General features: G+C 62.2%; 18 protein-coding genes. 6 read left to right on the top strand and 12 right to left on the bottom strand.

The features are described 5' to 3' along the window. Positions 1-219: 219 nt before the first annotated feature. The 4 genes from VGO04_RS16075 to VGO04_RS16090 all read right to left on the bottom strand — a co-directional run bounded on the left by VGO04_RS16075 (position 220) and on the right by VGO04_RS16090 (position 3,791). Positions 220-594 (bottom strand): septal ring lytic transglycosylase RlpA family protein, encoded by a 375-nt coding sequence (locus VGO04_RS16075; RefSeq protein ID WP_327496967.1) that lies wholly within the window; start codon positions 592-594, stop codon positions 220-222. 458 nt (positions 595-1,052) lie between these two features. Beyond that, a complete protein-coding gene (locus VGO04_RS16080) occupies positions 1,053-1,928 on the bottom strand; it encodes an SDR family oxidoreductase (RefSeq protein ID WP_327496968.1) in 876 nt (291 codons plus the stop codon). Next, positions 1,916-3,118 carry a tRNA epoxyqueuosine(34) reductase QueG gene (gene queG / locus VGO04_RS16085; RefSeq protein ID WP_414650552.1) on the bottom strand — a complete coding sequence of 401 codons (1,203 nt, stop codon included), beginning with the start codon at positions 3,116-3,118 and terminating at the stop codon, positions 1,916-1,918. The genes VGO04_RS16080 and queG overlap by 13 nt, the downstream gene beginning before the upstream one ends. Next, a complete protein-coding gene (locus VGO04_RS16090) occupies positions 3,099-3,791 on the bottom strand; it encodes a glutathione S-transferase family protein (protein WP_327496970.1) in 693 nt (230 codons plus the stop codon). Before VGO04_RS16090 ends, queG begins: the two co-directional genes overlap by 20 nt. A gap of 160 nt (positions 3,792-3,951) precedes the next feature. On the opposite strand from VGO04_RS16090, the gene VGO04_RS16095 reads away from it, so the two are divergent. Then, a complete protein-coding gene (locus tag VGO04_RS16095; RefSeq protein ID WP_327496971.1) occupies positions 3,952-4,758 on the top strand; it encodes an undecaprenyl-diphosphate phosphatase in 807 nt (268 codons plus the stop codon). Positions 4,759-5,016: 258 nt separating this feature from the next. Then, positions 5,017-5,511 carry a DUF417 family protein gene (locus VGO04_RS16100; protein WP_327496972.1) on the top strand — a complete coding sequence of 165 codons (495 nt, stop codon included), beginning with the start codon at positions 5,017-5,019 and terminating at the stop codon, positions 5,509-5,511. Between the two features lie 74 nt (positions 5,512-5,585). Here VGO04_RS16100 and VGO04_RS16105 read toward each other — a convergent pair whose 3' ends face one another. Then, positions 5,586-6,812, bottom strand: coding sequence for a bifunctional alpha/beta hydrolase/OsmC family protein (locus VGO04_RS16105; protein WP_327497006.1), 1,227 nt, complete (start codon positions 6,810-6,812; stop codon positions 5,586-5,588). On the opposite strand from VGO04_RS16105, the gene VGO04_RS16110 reads away from it, so the two are divergent. Continuing rightward, positions 6,766-7,434 carry a MarR family winged helix-turn-helix transcriptional regulator gene (locus VGO04_RS16110; protein ID WP_327496973.1) on the top strand — a complete coding sequence of 223 codons (669 nt, stop codon included), beginning with the start codon at positions 6,766-6,768 and terminating at the stop codon, positions 7,432-7,434. The two genes, VGO04_RS16105 and VGO04_RS16110, sit on opposite strands and share 47 nt — an antisense overlap. Before the next feature lie 204 nt (positions 7,435-7,638). Here VGO04_RS16110 and VGO04_RS16115 read toward each other — a convergent pair whose 3' ends face one another. The 7 genes from VGO04_RS16115 to dnaN all read right to left on the bottom strand — a co-directional run bounded on the left by VGO04_RS16115 (position 7,639) and on the right by dnaN (position 12,794). Next, the gene (locus tag VGO04_RS16115) at positions 7,639-7,800 is read right to left on the bottom strand and encodes a hypothetical protein (RefSeq protein WP_104662576.1); all 162 of its coding nucleotides are present in this window, start codon (positions 7,798-7,800) and stop codon (positions 7,639-7,641) included. Positions 7,801-8,034: 234 nt separating this feature from the next. Further along, a complete protein-coding gene (locus tag VGO04_RS16120) occupies positions 8,035-9,015 on the bottom strand; it encodes a complex I NDUFA9 subunit family protein (RefSeq protein ID WP_327496974.1) in 981 nt (326 codons plus the stop codon). Between the two features lie 121 nt (positions 9,016-9,136). Continuing rightward, positions 9,137-9,424: a DUF1330 domain-containing protein gene (locus VGO04_RS16125; RefSeq protein ID WP_327496975.1), complete on the bottom strand. Its 288-nt coding sequence runs from the start codon at positions 9,422-9,424 to the stop codon at positions 9,137-9,139. A 114-nt stretch (positions 9,425-9,538) separates the two neighbouring features. Then, positions 9,539-10,243, bottom strand: coding sequence for an orotidine-5'-phosphate decarboxylase (pyrF, locus tag VGO04_RS16130; RefSeq protein WP_327496976.1), 705 nt, complete (start codon positions 10,241-10,243; stop codon positions 9,539-9,541). After that, complete coding sequence (locus VGO04_RS16135; RefSeq protein ID WP_327496977.1) at positions 10,240-10,833, bottom strand: histidine phosphatase family protein; 594 nt, start codon at positions 10,831-10,833, stop codon at positions 10,240-10,242. Before VGO04_RS16135 ends, pyrF begins: the two co-directional genes overlap by 4 nt. A gap of 4 nt (positions 10,834-10,837) precedes the next feature. Beyond that, positions 10,838-11,440 (bottom strand): phospholipid N-methyltransferase PmtA, encoded by a 603-nt coding sequence (pmtA, locus tag VGO04_RS16140; protein WP_327496978.1) that lies wholly within the window; start codon positions 11,438-11,440, stop codon positions 10,838-10,840. A gap of 235 nt (positions 11,441-11,675) precedes the next feature. Further along, entirely contained in the window at positions 11,676-12,794 is a 1,119-nt protein-coding gene (gene dnaN, locus VGO04_RS16145; protein ID WP_327496979.1) for a DNA polymerase III subunit beta, read from the bottom strand. A 236-nt stretch (positions 12,795-13,030) separates the two neighbouring features. On the opposite strand from dnaN, the gene rsmI reads away from it, so the two are divergent. The 3 genes from rsmI to VGO04_RS16160 all read left to right on the top strand — a co-directional run bounded on the left by rsmI (position 13,031) and on the right by VGO04_RS16160 (position 15,795). Continuing rightward, positions 13,031-13,978: a 16S rRNA (cytidine(1402)-2'-O)-methyltransferase gene (rsmI, locus tag VGO04_RS16150; protein ID WP_327496980.1), complete on the top strand. Its 948-nt coding sequence runs from the start codon at positions 13,031-13,033 to the stop codon at positions 13,976-13,978. Beyond that, positions 13,968-14,336, top strand: a complete 369-nt coding sequence (locus tag VGO04_RS16155) for a YraN family protein (protein ID WP_327496981.1) — start codon at positions 13,968-13,970, stop codon at positions 14,334-14,336. Before rsmI ends, VGO04_RS16155 begins: the two co-directional genes overlap by 11 nt. A 160-nt stretch (positions 14,337-14,496) precedes the next feature. Further along, positions 14,497-15,795 carry an extracellular solute-binding protein gene (locus VGO04_RS16160; protein WP_327496982.1) on the top strand — a complete coding sequence of 433 codons (1,299 nt, stop codon included), beginning with the start codon at positions 14,497-14,499 and terminating at the stop codon, positions 15,793-15,795. Positions 15,796-15,797 lie beyond the last annotated feature (2 nt).

Raw genomic sequence — 15,797 nt, forward strand, 5'->3', positions numbered from 1 at the left:
AGCGCGTCGGCGACCGGGCGCTTCCGCTTTTCGATATCCTCAAGAACCTCAATGGCTCCAGCGAGCCTGCCGCCCAAACGCATCTTCGATCAACTCCTTTTTCGCCGTGGTAACGGCGATGGCATCGAAGAGCAAGACGGCGGATAAGATTAACCGCCAAGAACGGTCTTTCTCAAGTAACCCCACCCGACAATTGGCCGGATGTCAGTATTGCGGAGATCAGGAATTGATGACGCGATAACAGACGCTGGCGGTGCCGGAGCGCACCATTCCGATCTGCGATGCCGCAGCCTTGGAAAGGTCCATGACCCGGCCGCGAATGAACGGTCCACGATCGTTGATGCGAACGATCACGGTCTTGCCGTTGCGCTTGTTGGTGACCTGGACCTTGGTGCCGAATTTCAGGCTGCGATGCGCGGCGGTCAGGTGGGCGGCATTCATGCGCTCGCCGGAAGCAGTCTTGGACGTCAGCGCGTACCAGGACGCGCCGCCGCAGCCAGCGCCGGCTGCATGGCTGTCGGAAACCGAGACGAAACCGATGGCGGTCGTGAACAGTGCTGCGGCAACAGCAGTTTTGATTTTCGCTGGTGTCAACTGGCGATCCCCTCGGTCAATGCTTGGTTAAAATTTCCTGGGAAACGCTAATTGGGGCGAAAAATGGCAAAACCGTGCTTCAACCGTTTACGATCTATTAGGGTTTATTAAAAAATGACGAAAATTCAAAAACGAAGATCGTTTGAAATAGTTTAAAGATGGCCCGGAAGTTCTTTGGAATCAGCGGTTGCACGCGGCAGACCTTCCGCACGCGAGCGCAGCGCACCCGTAAACGAAAAAAATCATTAAAAATTTCGAATTGGACGAAATTTCCGGAATCGCGATGGTCGAAAATTCGTTACTAGCGCACAGGTTGCAAGAAATTCGCCAAGTATCGAACGAATATCCAGAGAATGTCACAATTCAGGCGTCGACGGTGCCGCCTTTACTGACGGACTGACTGTCGACGTTCTATAAGCATTATGGGTTATGCTATTTGGCGCATCCCGCGTTGCGTTTCACTGTCCGCGCCAGGTGCCGGACTGCCAGAGCTGTGCAAGCGAAACGCGATAATCCGGATAGGCAAACTCGAAACCTGTGGCGCGCATGCGGGCGTTCGAAACCCGCTTGTTTTCGCCATAGAAAGAGCGGGCCATGGGCGAGAGTTCCGCCTGTTCGAAAGGGGTCTCCGGCGGCGGCTCGACGCCCATCAGTCGCGCGGCTTCGGCAACCACATCCTGCGGCGGCGCCGGCTCGTTGTCGGTGATGTTAAAGACGCCCGCTGTGCCGTTGTTGGCGAGGAACAGCGCCGAAGCGCCGATATCCTCGACGCGGATGCGGTTGAACACCTGCCCAGGCTTGATCAGCCGCCGGGCCGTCCCGTTTGAAAGGTTGCAGAACGCGTTGCGCCCAGGACCGTAGATGCCGGCGAGCCGGAGCACGGCGACCGGAATGTTTCGCTCGGCGCCGAACGCTATCCAGGCATCCTCCGCCTCAACCCGCTCGACAGAGCGGGCCGATACCGGCTTGCGCAGCATATCCTCGGTGACCCATTGGCCGCCGTGATCGCCGTAGACGCCGACCGTCGAGAGGTAACCGATCCAGCGAAGGTTCGGCGCCAGCTGAGCCAGGTCCGGGCTGGACGTGCGGAACATCGGGTCGCCGTCCCGTCCCGGCGCAATCGACTGGATCAGATGGGTGGCTTGGCCAAGGGCAGTGGCGAGTTCATCGGAGATCGCCTCGCCATCAAAGAGAATCGGGCGGACGCCCGCCTTCTCCAGCTTCGCAGCCTTTTCCGCGGTGCGGGTGGTTCCAACAACAGTTGTCGCCGTCGGCGCCATGGCGCGCGCGATTGCCAAGCCGGAGTAGCCGGCGCCAAGGATCAGGACATGCATCGGCTTACTCCTGCCATCTGCCATTCGTTGAGGACGTCGTCGTCGGCCTCTGGCTCGCATTGTTCGGCGATTTGCGCAAGCGCTGCCGGCGCGACCAATCGCGACAGGGCCCAGACTGCCATGGCCCGGACCTCCGGCGAGCCGTCGGCGAGGCGCGCTCGCACGGCGGGCACGAGCGCCGCATCGTCGGAATTGCCGGCGGCAATCAGCACGTTTCTGACAAAGCGCTCGCGCCCGATCCGTTTGACGGGAGAGCCGGAAAACAGGCTGCGAAATGCCGGGTCGTCAAGGTCGAGCAAAGCGTCGAGCGAGGGCGCCTTCAGATCCTCGCGCGCCTTCAGCTTCATTTCGGAGGCAGCCTGGGCGAACTTGTTCCAGGGGCAGGCGGCAAGACAGTCGTCGCAGCCGTAGATACGGTTACCGATCTTCGGGCGGAGGCTGGGGTCGATCGGCCCCTTGTGCTCGATCGTCAGATAGGAAATGCAGCGGCGTGCGTCGATCTGATAGGGCGCGGGAAAGGCGTCCGTCGGGCAGGCGTCGAGGCAGGCGCGGCACGAGCCGCAGCGGTCTCGCTCCGGTGCGTCGAAGGCGAGGTCCGCCGTCGTGAACAGGCTACCGAGAAACAGCCACGAGCCGTATTCGCGGCTGACGAGGTTGGTGTGTTTGCCCTGCCAGCCAAGCCCGGCCTTTTCGGCCAGCGGCTTTTCCATCACCGGCGCCGTATCGACGAACACCTTGACGTCCTCGCCGGCGCGGGCGGCAAAGCGGGTCGCCACTTCCTTGAGCTTGCCCTTGATGATGTCGTGATAGTCGCGGTTCTGCGCATAGACCGAGATCGCGCCGCGATCGGTCTGTTCAAGGATGCCGCGGGGGTCTTCGTCCGGCCCGTAGTTCATCGCGAACATGACGACGGAGCGCACCTCGCTCCAGAGCGTGCGCGGATCGGAACGGCGCTCAGCGGTCTCGGCGAGCCAGTCCATCGTGCCGTGGAAGCCCTCGTCGAGGAAGTCGCGGAGGCGGGCTGGCGCCTCCGGGATCGCATCCGGCCGAGTGACGCGACAGAGGTCGAAGCCCTTGTCGGCTGCCTCCGCTTTCAGGAACGCCGTCAGCTTCAGCCGCCGCCGTTCCTTATTGTCTGCCTTGGCATCGATGCCGGGCACGGTTTTCGCCTCAGAAGTCGAGATCCGCATAGTGCGGAACGGGGGTCACGCCGCGCACGCGTTCGGCCAGCAGCGGGCGGAAGGAGGGACGGGACTTCAGCCGTTGATACCATTCCTTGGCGGTCGGAGCATCCGACCAGTCGATCTCGCCGAGGTAGTCGAGCACCGATACGGTCGCGGCCGCTGCAAGGTCCGCATAGGAAATGCGATCGCCGGCAAGCCAGGTGCGCGAGCCGGCAAGCCAGGAGAGATACTTCATATGCTGGCGGATGTTGGCGCGCGACGTGCGCAGCACCTTGCTGTCCGGTGCGCCGCCGCCCTGGTCGGGCGTCATCTGAAGCTTGAAAATCCGCTCGCGCACCAGCGGCCGCGTCACGTCCGCTTCCATCTTCTGCAGGAACCATTCGACCAGCCGGCGGATTTCCGCGCGCTGGAAGGGGTCCTCGGCCAGAAGCCGCCGATCGCGCTTCATGATGCCGTTCGTCTCGTCGAGATATTCCGAGATGATCGTGGCACCACAGAGCGCTCTCATACTGTCGTCAACATAGACCGGTAGCGTGCCGGCCGGGTTCAACGCCAGGAAGTCGCGCCGGTTCTCCCACGGCTGCTCCTCGGTCAGTTCCGTCTGGTATCCGTACTCCGACAGGATCAGGCGAACGAAGCGTGAAGCGGCGGACATGGGGTGGTGGTACAGTGTCGGCATCGATGATCTGGCTTCTCAGGGCTTTTGCTGGGGTCATCAGCGTGGCGGCGCAAGCGTCTGGCCACGGCTCATGTGTTAGAGCTATAGAAATTTGTGGTGGCAAACACAAGCGAATCAGCCTTTTCCTCCCACTTCAAAACTTGTCAGGAAAATCTCATATATGGCGGATCAATCGATCATCAGCGCGCTTGTCCTCGGTCTTATCGAGGGCCTGACGGAGTTCATCCCCGTCTCATCGACGGCGCACGTCCTTCTCGCCGGCCACTTCCTCGGCTTCAAGTCGCCGGGCAATACGTTTGCGGTCCTTATCCAGCTCGGCGCCATTCTGGCGATCCTGCTCGTCTATTTCCAGAAGCTTCTGTCGATCGCGCTGGCGCTGCCGACAAGCGTCAAGGCGCGTCGCTTCGTGGTGTCGGTGCTGCTTGCCTTCCTGCCGGCGGCCATCATCGGCGCGATCGCGCATGATTTCATCAAGACGGTGCTGTTCGAAACGCCGGTCCTGATCTGCATCGTGCTGATTGTCGGTGGCATCATCCTCTATGTGATCGACCGCCTGCCGCTTCAGCCGCGCTACACCGACGTGATGGACTATCCGCCCTCACTGGCGCTGAAGATCGGCCTGTTCCAGTGCCTGGCAATGATCCCCGGCACCTCGCGATCGGGCGCCACCATCGCCGGAGCGTTGCTGATGGGCACCGACAAGCGGTCGGCCGCGGAGTTCTCCTTCTTCCTGGCGATGCCGACCATGCTCGGCGCCTTTACGCTCGATCTCTACAAGAACCGCGATGCGCTCTCCTTCGACGATTTCACCCTGATCGCCGTCGGTTTCATCGCGGCCTTCGTCGCCGGTATCTTCGTGGTGCGCTCTCTGCTCGATTTCGTCTCGCGGCGCGGCTTCACGCCATTCGCCATCTGGCGCATCGTCGTCGGCACGGCCGGCCTGATCGCCCTGCTGCTTTTCGGCTGAGCTGGAACAACAGGCTCGCAACGACCCAAGGCGCGTTTCCGACGCGCCTTTTTCGTTGCCTGGAGCACCGCGTGCGTTGGAGGCTTTTTGCGCTCTGTGTCGCCAACGAGCCCTGACGATTGCCGCAACGGGACAGGGCAACAGCAGAACCCTTGGTCGATCCGGATCACGATATATGCGTCGCGCATAGACATTTTAGACGTTGCGTGCAAATATGTGCGTCACGCATGTAAATTCTATCGACAAAGGAGCCGGAAAATGAGCGTGCCTTCACTTGCAGAGGTCAGCAAAGGCGATACCTTGGCCTCCATGGTTGTTGCCGGACGCGCGATCACGCTTGCAGGCGTGTTCCTGCCGCTCTTTCTGATCGGCATTCTCAAGTTCACGCAGATCGAGATCGATGCGTTGAAGCCGCTGATCTCGGGAACTCCCTGGTTGGCCTGGCTATACGCCGTGTTCGGCTTCGCCGGCACGAGCTACCTGCTTGGCGTTGTCGAGCTTGTGACGGCTGTGCTCTTCATCCTGGCGGTGTGGTCGCCGCGCGCGGCAATTGCTGCGGGCGCGCTTGGCACCCTGACGTTTGCAACCACGGTTTCCACTCTGGTCGCGCTGCCGATCTGGGAAGACGCTTCCGGCGGATTGCCGTTTCTCAACGGTCTCGGCGCGTTCCTGATCAAGGACGTCGCTCTTCTTGGCATCAGCCTGGTGGTTCTCGGCGAAGGCCTTCTGCGGTCAGGGGCGCGCAATTCCTGACCGACAGACAGCGATCAGCGCGGCGACCGCCTTTACGGCAAGCGCCGGCGCGGGCGATCGATAAGTCGCGCCATTCATGTCGGCAGGACATGGGTGACGATGACTGACGTTGCCTCCAGCGTTCGATGCACGGGGCAGCGATCGGCAATCCGCAACAGGTCCTGCGCGATGTCCTCGGAGATCCCGCCCTTGACGCGAATGCGCCGATCGAAGCGGTCGATTCTCCCGTCCTGAACGGGCTTGTCGACGCATTCGGCGCAATCCGTCGCATGAACCTTCTGATGATCGACCTCGACGGAGATCTGATCCAGGTCCAGCCCCTTCTTCTCGGCATAGAGCCTAAGCGTCATCGACGTGCACGCTCCAAGGCCGATCGCAAGGAAATCATAGGGGGTCGGGCCGGTGTTCGTGCCTCCGTAGCTCTGCGGTTCATCGGCCAACAGCCTGTGGCCGTGGGCATCGATCTTTTGCTGGAACTTCCCCTCTCGGGTTTCGGTGACGAGGATGGCGCCCGTCTGAAGTGCAGGAGGCTCGATATCAGCCGGGTTAATGTAGCGCGCTGCCCAGCCCGAGATCACGCTCGCTGCAAATTCGGCATCCTGCGCACGCGTCAGCAGGTGGTCCGCACCGTCGAGCGAAACGAAGCTCTTCGGGTGTCTTGCCGCGGAGAAGATCTCAGCTGCGTTCTCGATGCCAACCGTTTCGTCCAAGGGCGCATGCAGGATCAGGAGCGGCTTGCGCAGGGCGGTGATGCGGCGGGAGAGATTGGCGGCGCGTGCGTCCTCGATGAACTGGCGCTCGATGGTGAATGCCCGACCATGCAAGGAGACTTGGGCGCTACCGGTTTTTTCGATCGCGGCGATATCGGAGCCGAAGTTGTGAAGCACATGCTCGACGTCGGCAGGCGCCCCGATGGTCACTACGGCCTGCACGCTTGCAATGTCGCCGGCCGCAGCAAGCGCTGCCGCCCCGCCCAGCGAGTGGCCGATCAGCAGGCGCGGCCCCATGTAGGCCTGCCGCAGATATTCGGCCGCCAGCTTGAGATCCTCGATATTGGAGGAGAAGTTGGTGGAAGCGAACTCACCCTCCGAAGCCCCAAGGCCGGTAAAGTCGAAGCGAAGGACGCCGATGCCGTAACGGGCAAGGGCTGCAGCGATGCGTCTGACCGCTAGAAGATCCTTCGAACACGTGAAGCAATGGGCAAACAGTGCAATGGCGCGGACCTCGGCATCCGGGAGGTCGAGACGTGCCGCGATGCGGCCGCCGGCGTGTCCGGCAAATTCCACCTTCTCCGTCTTCATCATGTTTACCTCCCGGTTTCGCAGCCCCTCGATACCCCCGCATTCACGGTCCGACATTTTGACATTGATGTCTATGCGCGAAGCACATATTCTCGTCTCAATGGAAAAGAAGACGGAAAATGTGGTCGGCGCGCTCGTTCTCGGACTTGCAGACGCGGTCCTCCAGCAAACAGAAAATCACGCTCCGGAAAAAGGTCAGGCTGCAGCTGCGATCGCGCTGCTGCGCCATGAGCCCGGCATGACCATCGAGCAGATGCGTCGCGCGCTCGGCATGTCGCACCCGGGTGCTGTGCGACTGGTCGATCGGCTTGCGGTGGATGGTCTGGTCGCGCGAAAGCCAAGCACGCAAGACAAGCGCGCTGTTGCGCTTCATTTGACCGAGGCAGGCGAGACAACTTGCGACGCAATCCTCTCATCGCGGTACCGGCGCATTGCGGACGCACTCGACGTGTTCGAGCCGTCCGAACGCGAGACGTTCCGAATGCTCGCTGAAAAGCTGCTGTCAGCCTTCGTCCGGGACGTCGATCACGCTTACTCTGTCTGCCGCCTTTGCGACCTGAGTGTCTGCGTGGATTGTCCTGTTGTCTGCAGCCTGCAATCCAAGGAAAGCGCTTCTCCGTAGCGCATGCCGCCAGAGGTCAGGTCATTCGATTGCCAATCGTCTGCTTTGGCCTCGATGGGGCGGCGACGAAGACAGGCCAAAAACAAAGCCGCGTGCGTCTCAAGGAGAAACGCACGCGGCCACTGGCCCCCGCCAATAACTTTGAATTTGCCCTCGAATGCAATTCCAGGAAAACCGGAGTTGCGTGATCCAGAGGGCGCCGGCTTAGTTGCCGGAAAGGTCGATCGATGCGGTCGTGCACGGATCGACGCCATAGGCCGGCGCACAATCCTTGCCGCTGCTCGCAACCGTGTTCGGCGCGATGAATGAGCCAGCCAGAATGATCAGTGCCGCACACGCAAAAAAGATTGCGATCGACTTGCCCATGGACGCTATGCCTTTCGAGATTGATGCTGCCGCCGCCGTACTTGGGATCGTGGCGCGAGGCGGTGTTTATTCGCTGGATATGACATGATCAATATCAGGACATGTTGAATCTGCGGTAAATGCCATTCGCTTTTGCAACTGCGGCAGAACTGCAACGCTGTTACATCGATACAACAGAAAACGGCCGCCGGAGGTTCCGGCGGCCTTTTAAAAAAAATGACGGATTTGAGAGGATCAGGCGGCGCGGCCGCTGCGCGTATACTGGCCCTGCGGACGGTAGCGCACGAGATAGGTCGGCAGGATCGGCTCCAGCATCGTCGCGTCGATGCCGATGCCCGCGAGCGTACGCCCTTCGGAAACTGCCTTTGCCGAGACGATATTGTCGGATTTCAGCAACACCACCTGGTCGGGGGTGATCGGCGGCGCGACGAACGGAACCATCGACGCGATGCTGCCCATGAAGGACGCGACGCCGAAGGGCAGCGACACGAGCGTGCGCTTGCGGTCGATCGTATTGAGGATGATCTCGAGACAGTCGCGGAAGCTTAGGACATCCGGGCCGCCAAGTTCATAGATCTTGCCCTTGGCGACCTTGCCATCGACGGCACGCGCCACGGCTTCGGCAACGTCGGTCACGTAGACCGGTTGGAATTTGGTCTCGCCACCGCCGATCAGCGGCAGGAAAGGCGAGAAGCGGGCCATCTCGGCGAACTTGTTGAAGAAGCCGTCCTCGGGTCCGAACACGATCGACGGGCGCAGGATGATGGCGTCGGGCAGCGTCTGCTGGATTGCCGCTTCGGCGCGGCCCTTGCTGCGGGCATAGGCGGAAGGCGAGTTGGCGTCCGCACCGATCGCCGAGATGTGCGTCAGCGTCGCGCCGACGCCACGGGCGGCTTCGGCCACGGCACGGGCGCCGAAGTCCTGCACGGCGTCGAAGGTGTTGCGGCCGCTTTCAAACAGCACGCCAACGCAGTTGATGACGTGGTCGGAGCCTTCGACGGCACGGTCGACCGACTTGCGGTAGCGCAGGTTGGCCTGGACGAACGAGATCTGCCCGACGTTGCCGAGCGGCTGCAGGTGGCCGGCCAGATCCGGGCGGCGCACGGCGACGCGGATGCGATAGCCGCGCTTGGCGAGCGCGCGCACCACATGACGGCCGACGAACCCGGATCCGCCGAAAATAGTCACCAGCGGCGGAAGGTTGGACAAGGTCATGGGAAAGGCACTCCTGATCGCAGAGGGAAGAATTGATTGCTACATAGCTGAAGTGCCGCGAGAGGTGAAGGCCAATCCACGCGGCGCTCCGAATGAGGTGGAATGCAAGAGGAGCCGGTGATCAGACGCCCTCGACGACCACCATTTCCGCGTCGGCGACCTGCTGGCGGATGGCTGCGGCAATCTGGTATTCGGGCGAGTTGTAACAGTCGACCGCATCCTTGAGCGACGGAAACTCGATGACGACGTTGCGGGCGCGCACGCCGCCTTCCAGCCGCTGGTACTCGCCGCCGCGCGCCAGAAAGTTTGCGCCGTATTTCTCGAAGGCCGGCTTGGCAGCCGTCACATAGTCCTTGTAGCGCTCGGGGTCGCGGACATCGACCCGCGCAATCCAGTATCCCTTGGCCATGATGACCTCCTCGTCATTCGAATAAAGACCGACGGGAGTGTTACTTCCGGCAAATTTTGGTTGAGGTCAAGCGGATCGGCACGTGCCGCCATCACAAGTGGAGCGTTGCCCGCGTCAGCGTGCAAGCGCGCCGTTCATCTCCGCAAGAATGGCACGGGCGGCCGTAAGCGGCTCGGCGGCTGCGACGATTGGGCGCGCGACGACGAGATGGCTGGATCCGGCCTTGAGCGCCTCGGAAGGCGTCATCACCCGCTTCTGGTCGCCCTTGTCAGCGCCCGCCGGGCGGATGCCCGGAGTGACGAGCGCCATGTCGGGCCCGATGATCTTGCGCACCGCCGCCGATTCTTCCGCCGAGCAGACGATGCCGCCCATGCCAGCGGCGCGCGCCTGTTCGGCGCGGCGCAGCACCAGCGTATGCGGATCGTATTCGTAGCCGGCATCGATCACGTCCTGCTCGTCCATCGAGGTCAGCACGGTGACGCCGAGCAGGCAGAGATCAGAGCCTTTCGCCGCCTCGACGGCCGCCTTCATCGCCTTCGGATAGGCGTGCAGGGTCAGCATCGACATGCCCATCTTGGCGATGTTCTCGACGCCCTTGGCCACCGTGTTGTCGATGTCGAGCAGCTTCATGTCGAGGAAGACCTTCTTGCCGCTTCCAGCAAGTTCGCGCGCGAATTCGAGGCCGCCGGCAAAGACCAGCTGATAGCCGATCTTGTAGAAGGAGACGTCGTCGCCGAGCGTCGACACGATCTTCTCGGCGTCGGCGATCGTCGGAAGGTCGAGACCCACAATCAGTCTGTCGCGCGCGGTTTCGGTCATGTCGGGATCCCCTGCCAGTGTTCCATCGGGGTCCAGTCGCATGCGACGGTCCGATCTGCAAGGCGGAAAGCAAAGACATTGCCACCGCCGCCGCCCTTCTGGTCGGCTGCGCGCGAAATCGGCGCACCGAGCAACCGGCACTTCAAGAGTGTGCCGACGCCGCCATGGCCGACGAAGGCGATCGGGATTGTCGGATCGTGGCTGTCGAGCACGCGGAAGACCGCATCGGCAATCCGCGCCTGGGCGTCGACGGCTCGCTCCCACCCCTTGAAGCTCTCGGTGGGATTGGCAAAGAACCAGTCGGCCGCCTTTTCAAATTCCGGCGGCGGCAGGAAGCCGGTGGCCGAACGATCGTTTTCGCCCATGTCGTGGTGGACTTCGACGGTCGCGCCGGCGGCACTGGCCAGAACGTTCGCCGTTTCGATCGCCTTGGTCTCGTCGCTCGAGGCGATGCGTCCGAGGGAGCGCACCCAGGGCAGTGCGGCCGTCAAGGTCGCACGCTCTCGGCCAATTGCAGAAAGTCCCCATTGGGGAACGGGCACGTCCGGATCGATCCGGACCTGCGGGTGGGTGACATAGATGCCGAACATAGCGTCAGTGCGCCCGGCGATAGACCCAGAGCTGTGCCGGCGGAATGTTGCGCACGACGAAGTCCAGATGCTGGATGCTGTAGCGATCCGGCATGGCGACGACAGGCGAAAGCGGTCCGTAGGAGATCTGGACAACCGGCCGACCGACGGGGATGCGTGACAGGAGATCGTCGATCAGTTCGACACGCCGATGCATCGGGAAGTTCAGGAGCGGGACGGCGGAAACGACGCTGTCGAAGGTCTGATCCTTCAATGCACCGAGGGTGCGTTCGAGATCGAACGCGTCGCCATTGACGAAGTTGACGCCGGCGAAGTTGGCCCGCAGCTGGTTGTAGAAGTCGGTGGAATATTCGACCGACACCAGGTTGGACGCGGGCAGGCCACGTTCCAGGATCGCCTTGGTGATGACGCCCGTGCCGGGTCCAAGCTCAAGAACGGGAAGGCCCGAGGCTGGATTGATAACGCTCGCCATCCGGCGCGCTGTGATGGTCGAGGTCGGCAGGATCGCGCCGACAGCCTTGGCGTTGCTCATCCATCCCTTGAAAAAGCGGATCTCCTCGTCGAATTTTCGTCCGAGCCGTTCCTTCACCTTGACGCGCAAATTCATTGAACCCCTCAAAACCGTTGTCCTCTCCTCGCACGGGCCGCCCGCAAAAGTCCGGCTCGGTGATTCGAGCCGGCTCGGGTGGCGGTCACCATAATGTGTTCCCATCTGCGGCAAAAACAAGTCTGTTCGCGCCTGAAGGCGTTCTCTTATCAACAGCCTCCCCTAGGGGAGGCCAATAAAAAACCCGCCACGCGCGGGCGTGACGGGTTGGCGTTTCGCACGGCGCGAGGCCCGGTTACACCCGCATCGGCATGAGCACATAAAGCGCGTCTTCGGCCGCGAGATCGCGCACGAGCGTCGGCGAACCCGGGTCGGCCAGCATGAAGATTGCTTCGGTGCCGGTCAGTTGCGAGGTGATGTCCAGCAGGTACTTGGCATTGAAGCCGATTTCGAGCGGGTCGTGTTCGTAGCCGACCGGAAGCTCTTCGGTCGCGCTGCCGGAATCCGGATTGTTGACCGTCAGCGTCATCTGGCCTTCGCTCAGCGCCAACTTGACGGCGCGGCCCCGCTCGGACGAGATCGTCGATACGCGGTCGACAGCCTGGGCGAAGGACTGGCAATCGACGCGCAGTTCCTTGTCGTTGTTGGCGGGGATGACGCGCTGATAATCCGGGAAGGTGCCGTCGATCAGTTTCGAGGTCATGACGATCGAGCCCATGGTCAGGCGGATCTTGGCGTCCGAGACCTCGACGGTGACGACGAGGTCCGGATTGTCGAGCAGCTTCTGCAGCTCGCTGACGGTCTTACGCGGGATGATGATGCCCGGCATGCCTTCGGAGCCGGACGGCGCTTCGACGTCGGCGCGCGCAAGCCGGTGGCCGTCGGTGGCCACGGCGCGCAGCTTCAGGTCGCCCTTGCTCTCGACCGTATGCACGAAGATGCCGTTCAGGTAGTAGCGGGTTTCCTCGGTCGAGATCGCAAACTGGGTGCGATCGATCAACATCTTGAGGTCCGTCGCCTTGAGGCGGAAGGAGTGCGAGAAGCTGCCGGCGGTCAGATCCGGGAAGTCGGATTGCGGCAGGCACTGCAGCGAGAACTTCGAGCGGCCGGATTGGACCGTCATCGCCGTGCCTTCGGCGTTGGTCGCAAGCGCAACCTCGGAGCCGTCCGGCAGCTTGCGCACGATGTCGTAAAGCAGATGTGCCGGAACCGTCGTTGCGCCCGCCTGCTCTACCTGCGCCGGTGTCGCTTCGGTGATTTCGAGGTCGAGGTCGGTCGCCTTCATTTCGAGGCTGGCGCCATCGGAGCGCAGGAGCACGTTCGAGAGGATCGGGATCGTGTTACGCCGCTCGACCACGCGGTGCACGTGATTCAGCGATTTCAGGAGGTTGGACCGCTCGAGAGTAATACGCATGGGATGCTGCCGCTTTCAACCGTTGCCCGGCGGACGAGGCGCCCGCCTGAGCGTCAACTGCGAGTGTCCCGGCCGACGACCGGAAGGATGTGGACCGGCAAAATGGCAGAAACATCGCCCGGAAAGCAAGGGGTTTAAGGGGTTCTGTCCCCAGAAGCCGAGCGTTGCCCGGCACCCTTGCCCTTGCCCTGCCATGCCGGCTCGCCCATAAAGGCCGAAACGGCTCATCTGTAAGCATGATCAGGACGTTGCAGTTGGAAAAGCAGAAGACATCCGAAGCCCCCGACGGGCAAAGGCAACGCAGCTACCGTTTGCACAATGTGAGCATTCCGGCGCGCCCGCTCGACGCGGCGCTCTATCTCGTGGCGACGCCGATCGGCAATCTCGGTGACATTACCCTGCGCGCACTGGAGACGCTCGCCGGCGCCGACGTGCTCGCCTGCGAGGACACCCGCGTGACGCGCGTGCTGCTCGACCGCTACGGCATCGCCAACCGTCCCTACGCCTACCATGAACACAATGCCGACGAGGCCGGGCCGCGACTGCTGGCTGCACTTGCGGAGGGGCGATCTGTCGCGCTCGTTTCCGATGCCGGCACGCCGCTGGTCTCCGATCCCGGCTACCGGCTCGGACAGCTGGCGATCGAAGCGGGGTATCGCGTCGTGCCGATCCCCGGTGCCTCTGCACCCCTTGCAGCCCTCGTCGGCTCCGGCCTGCCGAACGACGCCTTTCTCTTTGCCGGCTTCCTGCCGACCAAGGACAAGGCCAAGCGCGATCGCCTGAGGGAGTTCGCGGCGGTGCCGGCGACGATCATGTTCTTTGAATCGCCGCATCGGATTGCCGCGACCGTCGCTGCTGCTGCCGACGTGCTGGGGGAGGGCAGGCGCGCGTCCGTCTGTCGCGAACTCACCAAGACCTTCGAGGAATTCCGCCGCGGCACGCTCGGCGAGCTTGCCGCCCACTACGAGCAGGCCGGCCCGGTCAAGGGCGAGATCGTGCTCGTGATCGGCCCGCCGGACGCAGCCCCCGAACCAGAAGCCGCCGACGTCGATGCGCTGCTTTTGCGGCTCGTTGCCGACATGCCGGCCGGCAAGGCGGCGACCGAGGCCGCTCGCCAGACCGGGCTCTCGCGCAAGGAGCTCTACGACCGCCTGCTGCAGCTGAAGGAGCGCCATGGCGAGTGATGGCGGCGACAAGCGGCGACTGAAAGCCCTGCAGCGTGGGCGGCTTGCAGAATATCGCGCGGCTCTCTGCCTGCTTTTGAAAGGCTACCGTATCGTCGCCATGCGCCATCGCACTAAGCTGGGCGAGATCGATATCATCGCAAGGCGCGGCGATCTTATCGCTTGCGTCGAGGTCAAGGCACGCCGCTCGGCCGAGGATGGCGTCTTTGCCGTGACCGCGACGGCGCAGCGGCGTATTCGCGCTGCGAGCGACCTCTGGCTGGCCAAGCAGCCGGATTTCACCAGACTTTCCGTGCGTTACGACATCGTCACTGTGACGCCGTGGGGCTGGCCTCGGCATCTGCCGGACGCCTTCTGAACAGACGCGTGTCGGGGAAAATGATTGCGGTGTTCCACCTGCGCGCCCCATTGGAACATATTCGCGAATTTGTAATCGTTCCGACACAAAAGCGTTAAGGGCCTGTCATTGAAGGCCACTAGTCCACTGCCATCCGCAACCCGGTGGAGAGGATTAGTCAATGTTCAAGAAGTTTTCGCTTGCAGCCCTTACCTTTGCTTTTTCGGCAACCTCGTCGTTTGCCGCAACCAACATTACCTGGTGGCACGGCATGGCCGGCCGCAATGGCGAAGTCATCAACGAAGTCTCCAAGAAGTTCAACGAAGCCCAGAGCGCCTGCGCGCTGACCCCGGTTTCCAAGGGCACCTATGAGGAAGCGCTTGCTTCCGGCATCGCCGCATTCCGTTCGGGCGAACAGCCGAACATCCTGCAGGTCTTCGACGCCGGTGCAGCCACCATCATCAACGCCAAGGGCGCGGTCATCCCGGCCGAAGACCTGATCATCAAGGCCGGCCACAACTTCGACCGCAACGCCTTCATCGATGGCGTGCGCTACTTCTACGCCGACAGCGAAGGCAAGTTCGTCGGCATGCCGTTCAATTCGTCAGCACCGATCATGTACATCAACGACGAGGCGCTCAAGAAGGCCGGCGTCGAAGCGCCGAAGACCTGGGAAGAGTTCGAAGCCGCAGCGCCCAAACTGAAGGAGGCCGGCTACATCCCGCTCGTCCAGTCGCAGCTCACCTGGCAGTTCACCGAGAACTTCTTCTCGCGCAACAACATCCAGTTCGCCACCAACAACAACGGCTACGATGCTGTCGTCGACACTGAGCTCAAGGTCACCGACCCGAACCTCATCATGATGTTCGACAAGCTCAAGGCCTGGAAGGACGAAGGTTATTTCGCCTTCTACGGCGCCGGCTGGAACGACAACCAGAAGGTCTTCGAAGAAGGCAAGGCCGCCTTCTGGATCGGTTCGTCGGGCTCCTTCGGCGGCCTGCAGAAGACCGCACAGATGCCGTTCTCGGCAACCTTCCTGCCCTACTGGGGCTCGATCAAGGGCGCTGGCACCAACTCCTTCATCGGCGGTGCGGCTCTGTTTGCCATGTCCGGCAAGTCGGACGAAGAAAACAAGTGCGTTGCCGACTTCTTCCAGTTCCTGACCTCGCCTGAGATCCAGTACTTCTACCACAAGGCCACCGGCTATGTGGCCATCACCAAGGCAGCCTACGAGCTTGCCCAGAAGGACGGCTACTACAAGGAAAAGCCGGTTGCCGAAGTCGGCATCAAGCAGCTTCTGCTGCCGGCCGGTGACTGGTCGAAGGGCTACCGCCTCGGCTTCTATCCGCAGATCCGCGAAATCATGGAGCGCGAATACGGCCGTATCTTCTCGGGCGAAACGACCGTGAAGGACGCTTTCGACACGATCGAGAAGGAAGGCAACGAGCTTCTCGCCCGTTTCGCCAAGACGGCCGGCTGATC

The organism is Ensifer sp., from assembly GCF_035999185.1.
GTDB lineage: Bacteria > Pseudomonadota > Alphaproteobacteria > Rhizobiales > Rhizobiaceae > Ensifer.